The 12,478-nt window shown below is 73.0% G+C and carries 11 protein-coding genes and 1 pseudogene; 10 read left to right on the plus strand and 2 right to left on the minus strand.

All coding sequences use genetic code 11. The annotated features are described in order from the left end of the window. Window positions 1–66: 66 nt before the first annotated feature. The 4 genes and pseudogenes from AB0E05_RS10200 to AB0E05_RS10215 form a co-directional block, all read left to right on the plus strand. Window positions 67–717, plus strand: a pseudogene (locus AB0E05_RS10200) (pilus assembly protein TadG-related protein); the annotation flags it as partial. Between the two features lie 32 nt (window positions 718–749). Then, on the plus strand, window positions 750–1,346 hold the full coding sequence (locus tag AB0E05_RS10205; RefSeq protein ID WP_361961317.1) for a hypothetical protein: 597 nt from the start codon (window positions 750–752) through the stop codon (window positions 1,344–1,346). Further along, window positions 1,343–1,987: an OmpA family protein gene (locus AB0E05_RS10210; RefSeq protein ID WP_361961319.1), complete on the plus strand. Its 645-nt coding sequence runs from the start codon at window positions 1,343–1,345 to the stop codon at window positions 1,985–1,987. The genes AB0E05_RS10205 and AB0E05_RS10210 overlap by 4 nt, the downstream gene beginning before the upstream one ends. A gap of 154 nt (window positions 1,988–2,141) precedes the next feature. Next, the gene (locus tag AB0E05_RS10215) at window positions 2,142–3,482 is read left to right on the plus strand and encodes a hypothetical protein (RefSeq protein WP_361961321.1); all 1,341 of its coding nucleotides are present in this window, start codon (window positions 2,142–2,144) and stop codon (window positions 3,480–3,482) included. Window positions 3,483–3,670: 188 nt separating this feature from the next. Here AB0E05_RS10215 and AB0E05_RS10220 read toward each other — a convergent pair whose 3' ends face one another. Further along, window positions 3,671–4,051, minus strand: coding sequence for a DUF192 domain-containing protein (locus AB0E05_RS10220; protein WP_361961323.1), 381 nt, complete (start codon window positions 4,049–4,051; stop codon window positions 3,671–3,673). 85 nt (window positions 4,052–4,136) lie between these two features. Between AB0E05_RS10220 and AB0E05_RS10225 the strand changes: the two genes are divergently transcribed. The 3 genes from AB0E05_RS10225 to AB0E05_RS10235 all read left to right on the plus strand — a co-directional run bounded on the left by AB0E05_RS10225 (window position 4,137) and on the right by AB0E05_RS10235 (window position 7,185). Further along, window positions 4,137–4,883, plus strand: a complete 747-nt coding sequence (locus tag AB0E05_RS10225) for an A24 family peptidase (protein WP_361961325.1) — start codon at window positions 4,137–4,139, stop codon at window positions 4,881–4,883. Between the two features lie 84 nt (window positions 4,884–4,967). Next, window positions 4,968–6,557 (plus strand): DUF2079 domain-containing protein, encoded by a 1,590-nt coding sequence (locus AB0E05_RS10230; RefSeq protein ID WP_361961327.1) that lies wholly within the window; start codon window positions 4,968–4,970, stop codon window positions 6,555–6,557. A gap of 271 nt (window positions 6,558–6,828) precedes the next feature. Beyond that, the gene (locus AB0E05_RS10235) at window positions 6,829–7,185 is read left to right on the plus strand and encodes a helix-turn-helix domain-containing protein (RefSeq protein WP_361961329.1); all 357 of its coding nucleotides are present in this window, start codon (window positions 6,829–6,831) and stop codon (window positions 7,183–7,185) included. A 396-nt stretch (window positions 7,186–7,581) separates the two neighbouring features. Here the strand turns inward: AB0E05_RS10235 and mgrA are convergent, their stop codons facing one another. Further along, window positions 7,582–8,628, minus strand: coding sequence for an L-glyceraldehyde 3-phosphate reductase (gene mgrA / locus AB0E05_RS10240; protein ID WP_361961331.1), 1,047 nt, complete (start codon window positions 8,626–8,628; stop codon window positions 7,582–7,584). 254 nt (window positions 8,629–8,882) lie between these two features. Here mgrA and AB0E05_RS10245 point away from each other — a divergent pair, with 254 nt between their 5' ends. From AB0E05_RS10245 to AB0E05_RS10255, 3 genes are all read left to right on the plus strand, one after another. Continuing rightward, the gene (locus tag AB0E05_RS10245; RefSeq protein WP_361961333.1) at window positions 8,883–9,644 is read left to right on the plus strand and encodes an isoprenyl transferase; all 762 of its coding nucleotides are present in this window, start codon (window positions 8,883–8,885) and stop codon (window positions 9,642–9,644) included. A gap of 343 nt (window positions 9,645–9,987) precedes the next feature. Then, window positions 9,988–11,310: a PhoH family protein gene (locus AB0E05_RS10250; RefSeq protein WP_361961540.1), complete on the plus strand. Its 1,323-nt coding sequence runs from the start codon at window positions 9,988–9,990 to the stop codon at window positions 11,308–11,310. 390 nt (window positions 11,311–11,700) lie between these two features. Beyond that, window positions 11,701–12,435 (plus strand): transglycosylase SLT domain-containing protein, encoded by a 735-nt coding sequence (locus AB0E05_RS10255; protein ID WP_361961335.1) that lies wholly within the window; start codon window positions 11,701–11,703, stop codon window positions 12,433–12,435. Window positions 12,436–12,478: the final 43 nt, after the last annotated feature.

Consider the following 12,478-nt stretch of genomic DNA (forward strand, 5'->3'; position numbering starts at 1 on the left):
ACCGGCGACCGGGGCACCGGCGACGTTCGCGGTTGCCGTCGTGGTCGTGAGGCGGGCCAGGCGGCCCCCCTCTACATCGCCATGGTGGCGCTGGTCCTCTTCGCGGCCCTCGCGTTCTTCGCCGTCGGCCAGGCGGGCGCCGCCCGCAACGGCGCCCAGTCGGCCGCCGACGCCGCCGCGCTCGCCGCCGCCCAGGACTCCCGCGACCTGCTGGGGGAGGACCTGTGGGCGCCCCCCGTCGACGTCGACTTCCTGCGCCGGCTGCTGGCCGGCGACGCATCGGGCGAGAGCGGCACGGCGTGCGCCGTGGCGGCCCGGCTGGCCGGCGAGAACGAGGCCAGGGTGCTGGACTGCGGCCCGGTCCTGGACGGCCGCTGGGGCTTCAACGTGATCGTCCAGGCGGTGAACCCGGTGGGGGACACCGTCCTGCCGGGCACCGAGAACGACCACGCGGAGGCCACCGCGACGGCCGTCGTGGAGCCGCAGTGCGACTTCGACCCCGCGCCGACGCCCGAGGCGCCCGCGAGCCCCGGCGAGGACCCCCAGGCGCCCGAGGACCCCGCCCCTTCGCCGAGCGCGCCCCCGGGCGAAGGCGACGACGCGCCCTCCCTCGGCAAGCTCCGGTGCGACGGCGGGTCCTTCGAGCTCGACCCGGACGAGCCCGACGACCTGCCCGAGATCTCCGACCTCCTCGCCGTACGGCTGGCCGAGGACTGACCTTCCGCGACCGACGCAAAGGAACAGCACTGATGAGTACCCGGCACGGAGCGAAGAGCCGCAAAGGGGTCCCGGCCGCCCTGGTGGCGGTGGCCCTGACGTTCTCCCTGGCCGCGTGCGGGGGCGACGGCGACGACGGGAAGAACGCCGAGGACGCGCCGAAGGCGTCGACGCCCGCGGGCGGGTCGGCCGACGGGCCCAAGGGCGGCTCCAGCGCCGAGCCCCAGAGCTCCGAGCCCCTGGCGACGATCAACGGGTCCAACGGCTTCCAGATCACCCTCCGCACTGCGGAGCGCGACAGCGGCGGCTTCCTGACCGTCCAGGGCGTCCTGAAGAACACCAGCGGCAAGAGCCAGTTCCCGCCGCTCCAGTGGAACGGCCAGGAGACCAAGGTCAGCCAGACGGGCCCCTCGTTCGCCGGGATGACGCTCGTCGACAAGACCGGCAAGAAGCGCTACTACGTCCTGCGCGACACCGACGGGTACCCGCTCACCACCACCGGTCTGACGACCATGCAGTCCGGCCAGAGCGTGGACTTCTTCGCCCAGTTCCCCGCCCCGCCGGAGGGGACCAAGTCCGTCGACGTGCAGATCCCGCTGATGCCGACCGCGACGATCGGGCTGTCATGACGCGCGGCCACCGCCACCCCCTCGCGGCCTCCGTCGCCGTGCTGGTCCTGGTCACCGGGGTGCAGCTGACGGCGGTGCCGGCCGCGTCCGCCGACGGCGGACCCAGCGTCCCGCCCGGCACCGAGCCCAGCGCGACGCCCCCGCCGGTCGATCCGAAGGACCCCGGGCTGAAGATGCGCGAGGGCGCCACCCTCGCGGACGCACGCGTGCTCGACATCGTCTCCATCGTGGAGACCGAGGGCGGCGAGGAGCGCCGCGAGGAGACCACGACCTCGCTGACGTTCGCGCTCCAGGCCGAGGTGCTGTTCGGCAAGAACAGCGCGAAGCTCACCCCCCAGGCCAGCAGCCGGGTCGCCGCGATCGCCGCGGAGGTCAGGAAGCACGGACCGCCGGCGGTGCGGGTGTTCGGCTTCACCGACGACCTCGGGACGTACGAACACGGCAAGGTGCTCTCCAAGCAGCGCGCCGACGCCGTGCACGACCTGCTCAGCGGGGAGCTGAACGACCCGGGCATCCGCTACGACGTGCGCGGCTACAGCGAGGACTACCCGATCGCCGACAACGCGACCGAAGAGGGCCGCCGCAAGAACCGCCGCGTCGAGGTCACCTTCCCCACGGGCGCCGGCGGGGACCCCGCCTGAGGCCGTGTCAGCTCCCCTCGCCCGCGCACCGATCGTCCCACCCGTCTCCCGCACGGCGGACCGGCCGCAGTACGCTGCGGCCGGTCGTCGACCGCGCGGGTCGACCGGGTGCGGCCCCGGCGGGCCGAGGGGGAGCGGACGGATGGGGCAGGTCGTGCGTGCGGTAGGGGCAGGGATCTGCCTGGTCCTCGCCACAGCGCAGGTCCTGGCGCAGTCCGCGCCGCCGGCCGCCGCCGCGGACGGGCCCGACCGGCCGCCGCGGCCGTACGGGACCGCCGACGGCGCGCGCGCCGTGACGGGCGCCGCTTCGGGCGACCGCGCGCCGTCGCTGAGCCCGGGCACGTACACCGACGTGCTCTCCGCGGGGGAGCGCAAGCACTACCGCGTCCCGCTGGACGACCGCTCCCACGCATACGTGTCCGCCGTGCTCGCGCCGCCGCCCGGGGGCACGGTCGCGGCGACCGACGGCATGCGGATCGGGCTGGCGGACCCGGGCGGTACGCGGTGCAGCGACGGCACGGACGTCACCTTCGGCGCCGACACGCCCCGGCCCGTCGCCGACTACGCCACGCGCCGGATCGGCCCCGGCCGCGGCTGCCAGGCCGAGGGGGAGTACGTCTTCACGGTCGAGGCGATCGGGGCGGACTTCGGCGACGGAGACCGCTCCGGTGCGTCGGAGGGCTCCGGCGCGCGCACGTGGCCGGTGGAGATCCGGTTCATGCTGGAGCCCGGCCTGAAGGCGGGCAGTTCCGCCCCGTCCGCCGACGGCCCGGGCCGGGGCCGCTCCCCGCAGCTGCCGCAGGGCGCGCCGAAGGGCGCCGAAGGCGGCACGGGCTTCAACGACGCGCGCGCCCTCGGACAGGGCCGCTGGCGGGACGAGCTGAACCCCGGCGACAGCCGCTACTACAAGGTGCCGCTCGACTGGGGACAACGCCTCTTCCTCGACGCGACGTTCGGCTACGGCGGCGGTGACGGCGACGGCAGCGGCAGCCCCCGGGACGGGCAGAAGGTGCCCGACGGGGTGCAGCTCGCGCTCTACAACACCGCGCGCGGCTTCGTCGAGAGCGTCGACGCGGACCACCCGGACCGCTCCGTCACCCTCGACACCGCCCCCGTCGCCTTCGACAACCGCATCGTCAAGGGCAACGAGGTCGGGGCGATGCGCTTCTCCGGCTGGTACTACGTCCGCGTCTCGCTCGCCCGCGACGTCGCGGGACCGACTCCGCTGACCCTCGGCGTCGGCATCGAGGGCGAGCCCGCCGCAGCCCCTCCGTACGACGGGGACCCCCTGGCCGCGGGCTTCGGCGTCACCGCCGGCGACCGGCTGGGCGTCCGCGCCAGCGGCCCGGCGGGCGACTCCGGCGGCAGCGCCGCGATGCGGATCGTCGGCTACTCGGGCATCGGCCTCGGCACGGCCCTGGTGCTGGGGCTCGTCGGCTGGACGGCGGTGGCGCGCCGCTCCCGGGCCCAGGCGGCCAACCCCTGGGAGCGCTGATCAGCCCTCGGTGATTCGCTGCCCCCGTGAGTCACCTGCGGGCGGAGGAGGTCAGGGGCGCTGGGGGTACCTCCCGTGGCCCCTGGGCACAGGGGGCGGAACTGCGCGACAAGCCACAGACGAGCCACAGACGCCGCACCACAGCCCGCCGCACGGTGAAACCGCGGCTACGGCCAGACGCACACGCTCTACGCGGCGTCGGGCGGCGTGGACACGGTGAGGACGGTGCCGACCGCGACACCCCAGTCGGCGAACGCGCCCGCCTGCGCCTCCAGGACGTGCCGCGCGCGCAGCCGGGGGAGCGCGAGACGGCCCGGGGGGAGCGTGTGCAGGTCGACGACGCGCAACTCCCGGTTGAGATAGGCCACGTCGATGGCGAAGCGCATCCCCACGGTGTGGACGCAGTTGCACCGGGTCAGCAGCAGCGCCCCGGCGATGCCGTCCCGTCCGAGCAGCCCGCGCCGCCGCGTGCCGTACGACGCGGCGATCTCCACCGCGACCCCGCCCGGTTCGCCCGACGGCACCCGCAACGTGCCCGTACCGCAGCGCCATTGACGTCCTCGCCCCATGGAAGGGACGGTAGCGCCAACGGGGCGGGCCGGAAGTGGCCGGGGCGCACGACCCCCGCACACGCGCCGGCTTACCCTCTCTGCCGTGTTGTCGTACGCCGCCCTGATCGCCGTCTCCGCCCTGTGGGGCGCGGGTACGGGGCTGTTGGTGCCCCGCGCCGCCTTCCGACTCGCCGTGGAACCCGAGCAGGCGTGGCGCGACGCCTGCCCGGTCGGACACCGCTTCACCGGCCCCGCCGCCGGCTGGCTCGGCGGGCCCTCGTGCGGGCCGTGCGGGGCGCAGGTCCGGGCCGTCGTGGTGGGCGCCCCCGGCGCGACCGTCCTCGCCTGCGCCGTCCTGGCCGCCGCGACCGGGCCGCGGCCCGAACTCGCCGTCTGGCTGCTGCTGACGCCGTTCGCCGTACTGCTCGCCCTGGTGGACCTGCGGGTGCACCGGCTGCCGGACCAGGTGACGTTGCCGCTCGCCGCCGCCTCCGCCGCACTCCTCGGCGCGGTGTCGCCGCTGCCGGGCACGGCCGGCTCCTGGGCCACGGCGCTGCTCGGCGGGGTCGCCCTCGGCGGCGGCTACTTCCTGCTGTTCCTGCTCCACCCCGACGGCCTCGGCTTCGGCGACGTCAAACTCGCGCTCTCGCTCGGCGTGGTCCTCGGCTGGTACGGCTGGTCGGTGCTGCTCGCCGGCGCGTTCGCCGGGTTCCTGTTCGGTTCGGTGTACGGGCTCGGCCTCCTGGTCGCCGGACGCGCCCGGCGCGGGACGGCGATCCCCTTCGGACCGTTCATGATCGTGGGCGCGCTGGCGGGGGTCCTGCTGGGCGCACTGGCCGCGCCCGTGTGACGCGGCGACTCTCGCGCTGCACCGCGCCTGACGCCGCGTGCTGATCCGCCGGGGAGCACGAAGCAGCCCTTAGCATCCGGATGTATGCGGACATTTTCTGACAGATGGGTGGGGTGGCGCGGTGCGCTGCGTACGCGCACACGCACCCCCGCGGTCCCCGGGATCCCCGCGCCCTCACCGGAGCCCGGCTCCCGCCCCGCTGCCCGCTTCCCCGCCGCGCTGCTGCCCTGGGCGTGGGCGGCGGCGCTCTTCGCGCTCTACGCGACCGTGTCCGTACGCCGCCATCTGCTGATCCGCACCACCGGCTTCGACCTCGGCATCTTCGAGCAGGCGGTGCGCGCCTACGCCCAACTCCAGCCGCCGCTGGTCCCCTTGCGGGGCGAGGACTTCAACCTCCTCGGCGACCACTTCCACCCCGCGCTCGCCGTCCTCGCGCCGCTCTACCGGATCTGGCCCTCCCCGATCACGCTGCTCCTCGCCCAGGCGGCACTGCTGGCCGTCGCCGTCGTCCCGCTCGCCGGCTGGGCGCAGCGCGCCCTCGGCCGCCGGCCCGCCCACGCCGTCGCCCTCGCGTACGGACTGAGCTGGGGCGTCTCGTCCGCCGTCGCCTTCGACTTCCATGAGGTCGCCCTCGCCGTACCGCTCATCGCGTACGCCGTCGTCGCGCTCGGCGAAGGCCGCTTCCGCGCCGCCGTCGCCTGGGCCGCGCCCCTCGTCCTCGTCAAGGAGGACCTCGGACTCACGCTGGCCGCGCTCGGCGCGTACGTCGCCTGGAAGGGGCCGCGGCGGCTCGGGCTGCTCACCGCGCTCGCCGGGCTCGCCGCGTTCGTCATCGAGATCAAGCTGCTGCTCCCGGCGTTCAACCCGGCGGGCGGGTACGCACACGGCGAGAACCTCGGCGAAGGCGCCCACGCCTCGCTGCTCGCCACCATCGCCTTCGCACCGCTCGACGCGCTGCGCCCGGACGTCAAGGCCACCACCCTCGTCCTGGTCTTCGCGCCCTCCGCGCTGCTCGCCCTGCGCTCCCCGCTGGCGCTGCTCGCCGTGCCGACGCTGGCCTGGCGCCTTCTGTCGCAGAACGCCTTCCACTGGGGCACGTCCTTCCACTACAGCGCCGTCCTCATGCCGATCGTGGCCGCCGGCCTGATCGACGCGCTGCGGCGCTGGCGCACCGCGGACCACCCGCTGGCGGCCCGGCACGTACGGGCGTCCCTGGCGACGGCCCTCGCCGTCACCGCCGTGCTGCTGCCGAGCTTCCCCCTCGCGCAGTTGGCGCAGCGCGCCACCTGGCGCACCGGCCCGCACGTCGAGGCGGCGCGGCACCTGCTGGCGAAGATCCCGGACGGGGCGAGCGTCGCGGCGACCAACCGGCTCGTGCCGCAGCTCACTTCGCGCTGCGACGTCGTCCTCTTCCCGACGTTCCCGGTGCACTCCCGGCTGTACCGCTACGACCGGGCGCACCTGCCGCGGCCCACGGCGGAGTGGATCATCCACGACAGCCACCCGGCACCGGCGTGGCCCTACCAGGCGGGCCACTGGCCCTATCCGCCGGACCAGCAGGCGGCGGAGCTGGACGCGGCCCAGCGCCGCTACGGCTACCGCAAGGTCGCGGAACGCGACGGCGTCACCCTCCTGAAGCTGGGCCCCCCACCGTCCCACGCCCCCATCCACTGACCTCCCCCTCGCGCTTCCCCGCGCCCCTGCACGGCAGTCGCAGTGGCTTCCGCGGCCCGGTGGTGGGCCGCTCGCGCAGTTCTTCCCCCCCCCCCCCCCCCCACGCCCAGAGGGCGTGGGCATCGAGGGGCGCGGGGAACTGCGCGAGCAACCCGCCACCGAGGCCCGCGCTCCCGCGGCAGGCCGTGGGGGCGGAGGCGCGTTTCTTCGGGGGGTGCGGAAATGGTGTACTGGCCGGACGGGAAGCAGTGAGGTCGGACGAGGAGTCGCCGTGGCCAGTCGCAAGCCGGAGTACCAGTGCGGACTCGACGCCGCGGTCGACGTCGTCGGCGGCAAGTGGAAGCCGCTCATCCTGTGGGCCCTGCACGCCCACGCACCCATGCGCTTCGGCGCGCTGCGCCGCGGGCTCACCGGGATCAGCGAGAAGGTGCTGATCCAGCAGCTGCGGGAGCTGGAGGCGGACGGCGTCGTGCATCGCGAGGTGTACCGGGAGGTGCCGCCCCGGGTGGAGTACTCGCTTACTGGCATGGGGGAGTCCCTGAACGCCGCCCTGGTGCCGCTGGGGCTGTGGGGCGAGGTCTACAAGGAGCAGATCGTGGCCAACAAGGAAGAGCCGAACGTGGCGTGAGCCCGCCCGGCGCGGTCCGGCGCGCCGCGCCCGCGACGCCGCCGGGACACGCGTCAACCCGTCGCTTTTTGCGCCTTCCCCCTTTGGGGGATCCCCCGTTCGGGGGGCTCGTCCGCCCGCACCCGGGCTGTCCTGCGGGCACTCGCCAGCAATCGCGGGGCCTGCGCCCGCGTGCGCTCCGCCGTTCGCAGCAAGCGGCACGAGACCGCAGGCAGGGCGCCCCGTCGCAGGGCGCCGGAGAACGCTCCCGACGCGTTATGGTGGAAACCCCCCCTCGGGCCGGTCCGTATCCCCCCCACGGACCGGCCCGGTTTCTTTTCCCGTGCGCAGCGGCGCACGCAAGCGCACCCGCCCCGCCCGTCGGGGACGGGGCGGGAGCCGGACCCGAAGGGGGCGTCAGCCGCGGCGGGCCCAGATGTTGGCGCCTTCGGTGTCCACGGCGAACTCGTCGATCGCCGCCAACTCCTCCTTCGTCAGCGGTGCTCCGGTCAGCGCCGCCACGTTCTCCTCCAGCTGGCCCACGCTGGACGCGCCGATCAGCGCCGACGTCATCCGCGGGTCCCTCAGCACCCAGCTCAGCGCGAGCTGCGCCAGGGACTGGCCGCGGCCGGCCGCGATGTCGTTCAGCCCGTTCAACCGCCGCACGACCTCGGTCGACAGCAGCCCCGGGTCCAGGGACTTGCCCTGAGTGGCCCGCGAGCCCTCCGGGATGCCCTTGAGGTACTTCCCGGTGAGCAGGCCCTGCGCCAGCGGCACGAAGGCGATGCAGCCCATGCCCGCCGCCTCCAGCGCGTCCAGCAGCCCGTCGTCCTCGATCCAGCGGTTGATCATCGAGTACGACGGCTGGTGGATCAGGGCCGGGACGCCCATCTCCTTCAGCAGTCGGGCCGCCTCGGCGGTCTGCGCCGCGTTGTACGACGAGACGCCGACGTACAGCGCCTTGCCCTGCTGGACGGCCGAGGCGAGCGCGCCCATGGTCTCTTCCAGCGGGGTGTCCGGGTCGAAGCGGTGCGAGTAGAAGACGTCGACGTAATCCAGGCCCATCCGCTGCAAGGACGCGTCGAGCGACGACAGCAGGTACTTCCGGGAGCCCCACTCGCCGTACGGGCCCGGGTGCATCAAGTATCCGGCCTTGGTGGAAATGATCAGTTCGTCACGGTATCGGGTGAAGTCCTGGGCGAAGACCTTGCCGAAGTTCAGCTCGGCCGAGCCGGGCGGCGGTCCGTAGTTGTTCGCCAGGTCGAAGTGGGTGACCCCGAGGTCGAAGGCGCGGCGCAGGATCGCCCGCTGGGAGTCCAGCGTGCGGTCGTCACCGAAGTTGTGCCAGAGGCCGAGGGAGACCGCGGGGAGCTTCAGCCCGGAGCGACCGCTGCGCCGGTACTCCATGGTCCCGTACCGGTCGCCGTCGGCGAGATAGGGCAGATGTGCGGAGGATTCAGTCACGTATCTCTCCTTATCACGGACTTGTGACAGACCGAGTTGGGCCGGGGTGGCCCGTGCGCAGTACTGTGGCGGCTTCAGGGGATCGCCGCACGGCCCGAACGCCGCACCCCGCGGCACCCCCGCGCGGGCGCGGGCCGGGACCGGTGCGCGTCGCCCAGCCACGGACCCGGGGAGACCCCGCGGTCCCCGACATCCAGGTCCGACGAGCCCCGGACCGGGTCGGTGAGCCCGATCAAGACCGAGAGGTGGACTCTGTGAACTTGCGGGACCTGGTGTACAGGCTCTACGCACGCCGGGTGGAAGGGCGTCTCGACCACTCCCAGGTGCCCAAGCACATCGGAGTCATCCTCGACGGCAACCGGCGCTGGGCGAAGGCGTCGGGCGGCACCGCCGAACAGGGACACAAGGCCGGCGCCAACAAGATCCAGGAACTGCTCGGCTGGTGCGCCGAGACCGACGTCGAGGTCGTCACCCTGTGGATGCTCTCCACCGACAACTTCGACCGGCCCGAGGAGGAGCTGACCCCCCTGCTCGGCATCATCGAGCAGGCCGTGCGGGACCTCGCCGCCGACGGCCGCTGGCGCGTCCACCACGTCGGCACCCTCGACCTGCTGCCCGCCCGCACCCAGACCGTGGTCAAGGAGGCGGAGCAGGCGACCGTCGACCACACCGGCATACTCGTGAACGTCGCCGTCGGCTACGGCGGCCGGCAGGAGATCGCCGACGCGGTCCGCTCCCTGCTGCTCGACGCCGCCGACCGGGGCACCGGCTTCGAGGAGCTGGCGGAGACCGTGAGCATCGACCTGATCTCCGAGCACCTCTACACCCGCGGCCAGCCCGACCCCGACCTGGTGATCCGCACCAGCGGCGAGCAGCGCCTGTCCGGCTTCATGCTCTGGCAGAGCGCCCACTCCGAGTACTACTTCTGCGAGGTCTTCTGGCCCGCCTTCCGCAAGGTCGACTTCCTGCGCGCCCTGCGCGACTACGCGGCCCGGCACCGGCGCTACGGCGGCTGATCCCACCACGGCACCCCCTGTTCACCCACGCGTCGCCCGATGATCCGGCATGGCGGCGCTTGATCGAGGGCATATTCCTTCCAGGTCGACGTCCGGTCCACGAACGTCGTATCTCAGTGGGCGGCCCACCCGCCCGCCCGGGAGGCCCTTTGCACTCGACGGAACGCACGCGCCGTGCGGACCTGGGAGAGGGCCGGTGCTCGGCCCGCGCACTGCGGCCCGAAGCCCGGCTCCCATCCCCGCCCGACGGCGGGGCCGGTCCCCTGACACCCGAGACAGGTGGACCCTGGCCCGCGACGGCATCGCACCGTCGACCTCTTCCGAGGGGGTACGTCCTTCCGTGGTGAACAGCAGCACCAAGCGCCGCACGCCCGACCGGCGCACGTACGTTCTCGACACCAGCGTCCTGCTGGCCGACCCGAACGCGCTCACCCGCTTCGACGAGCACGAAGTCGTGCTCCCGATCGTGGTCATCGCCGAACTGGAGGCCAAGAGGCACCATCCGGAGCTGGGGTACTTCGCACGCCAGGCCCTGCGCCTGCTCGACGAGCACCGCATCCGGAACGGACGCCTGGACGCCCCCGTCCCCCTGGGGGACCTCGGCGGCTGTCTGAGAGTCGAACTGAACCACTCGGACCCCGGGGTGCTCCCCGCGGGCTTCCGCCTCGGTGACAACGACTCGCGGATCCTCGCCGTCGCCCGCAACCTCCAGGCCGAGGGGTACGACGTCACCGTCGTCTCCAAGGACCTGCCGCTGCGCATCAAGGCGTCCTCCGTCGGGCTCCTCGCCGAGGAGTACCGCGCGGAGCTGGCCATCACCGAATCCGGCTGGACCGGGATGTCCGAGCTGACGCTCAGCGCCGACCAGGTCGACCTGTTGTACGGCGAGGAGAGCCTGTACGTGCCCGAGGCGGCCGAGTTGCCCGTGCACACCGGTCTCGTCCTGCAGTCCGAGCGCGGCAAGGCGCTCGGCCGCCTCACCCCGGAGGGGAACGTCCGGCTGGTCCGCGGCGACCGGGACGTCTTCGGCATCCACGGCCGCAGCGCCGAACAGCGCATCGCCCTGGACCTGCTGCTCGACCCGGAGGTCGGGATCGTCTCGCTCGGCGGCCGGGCCGGCACCGGCAAGTCGGCGCTGGCGCTCTGCGCCGGCCTGGAGGCCGTCCTGGAGCGCCGGCAGCACGAGAAGGTGATGGTCTTCCGTCCGCTGTACGCGGTCGGCGGCCAGGAGCTGGGCTATCTGCCGGGCACCGAGGCCGAGAAGATGAGCCCCTGGGCGCAGGCCGTCTTCGACACGCTCTCCGCCGTCGCCGGGCGCGAGGTCATCGAGGAGGTGCTGGGGCGCGGGATGTTGGAGGTCCTGCCGCTCACCCACATTCGGGGCCGTTCGCTGCACGACGCCTTCGTCATCGTCGACGAAGCCCAGTCCCTGGAAAGGAACGTGCTGCTGACGGTGCTCTCCCGGATCGGGGCCAACTCCCGCGTCGTGCTCACCCACGACGTCGCCCAGCGGGACAACCTCCGGGTCGGCCGGTACGACGGGGTCGTCGCCGTGGTGGAGAAGTTGAAGGGCCATCCGCTCTTCGCCCACGTCACGCTCACCCGTTCGGAACGCTCCCAGATCGCCGCACTGGTGACCGAAATGCTGGAGGACAACCAGATCTGACGGTTCTGACAGGTCTGCGTGCATCTGCGACGCCGCCCCGCTGAAGGCGCAAGAGCCTAGTGGGGCGGCGTCGTTCCGTACCGCCGAACGACGGAAAAACTCGCCGCGGGGCACATGTGAGCTTTCACACGCAACGGAGAATTGCCTTGCGGCGTTGAGTTCCGGCAAAGTCTTGCTTCCGTCAGGCCCCGCACACGGCACACCCGTACCACTCGTGGTGCACCGCATCACCCACAACTCCACACCTGCCGCCGTGTGCCGCCCGAGAGATCGACCGGCCGCTCCTGTGAAACACCGGGAACCGGCCACGGGCCAGCGCCTCCTGTGACCCACGCCAATGGAGGCCCGCGCCAGGGGCACGATTCGCCCGCGGGGTCACCTGTGCGGGCGATGCTGGAAGGAAACCGTGTGAGCCGGATCTCGGTCCGGGGATTCGCAGTGGCCTCTGCCACCGCGGTCACCACCGTCGGAGCCGTCGTCGGCGTTGCCTCAGGCAGCGCTTCGTCCACCTCGGACAACATGGAGACGGCCGCGTCCGACGCGACGACCCTCCTCGCAGAGGTGCCCGTGGGCCAGCAGGCCCCGGTGCAGTCCCTGTCGTTGGCCCAGCAGGCGGACGCACAGGCCGCAGCCGCCGAGTCGACGGCCAAGAAGGCGGTCGAGGAGTCCGCGCGCCTCCAGGCGGCGGAGACCGCCAAGGAGAAGAAGGCCGCGGCGGACGCTCAGGCGAAGAAGGAGAAGGAAGCGAAGGAGGCCAAGGAGCGCGAGGCGAAGGAGCGGGCCACCCGCGACAAGCAGCGCGACGCCTCCAGCTTCACCGCGAAGTCCTCCTACAGCATCGCCGAGGTCAAGGAAATGGCCCGGCAGATGATCCCGGCGGACCAGTTCCAGTGCTTCAGCAACATCGTGGAGAAGGAGTCGGGCTGGCGCTACACCGCCCAGAACCCCTCCTCCGGTGCGTACGGGCTCGTCCAGGCGTACCCCGGCACCAAGATGGCCTCCGCGGGCGCCGACTGGCGCACCAACCCCGCCACCCAGATCAAGTGGGGCCTGAACTACATGAACGGCAAGTACGACAGTCCTTGCGGCGCCTGGACCTTCTGGCAGGCCAACCGCTGGTACTGAGACCGGCGCTCGCTCAACTTCACGGAGCCCCTCACCGTCCTTC

This window comes from Streptomyces sp. NPDC048057, assembly GCF_040653095.1.
GTDB lineage: Bacteria > Actinomycetota > Actinomycetes > Streptomycetales > Streptomycetaceae > Streptomyces.

Bases quoted from the DNA above. Each gene is read 5' to 3' on its own strand.
- AB0E05_RS10205 (WP_361961317.1), top strand. From the start codon at position 750: ATGAGTACCCGGCACGGAGCGAAGAGCCGCAAAGGGGTCCCGGCCGCC.
- AB0E05_RS10210 (WP_361961319.1), top strand. From the start codon at position 1,343: ATGACGCGCGGCCACCGCCACCCCCTCGCGGCCTCCGTCGCCGTGCTG.
- AB0E05_RS10220 (WP_361961323.1), bottom strand. From the start codon at position 4,051: ATGGGGCGAGGACGTCAATGGCGCTGCGGTACGGGCACGTTGCGGGTG.
- AB0E05_RS10230 (WP_361961327.1), top strand. From the start codon at position 4,968: ATGCGGACATTTTCTGACAGATGGGTGGGGTGGCGCGGTGCGCTGCGT.
- AB0E05_RS10255 (WP_361961335.1), top strand. From the start codon at position 11,701: ATGCTGGAAGGAAACCGTGTGAGCCGGATCTCGGTCCGGGGATTCGCA.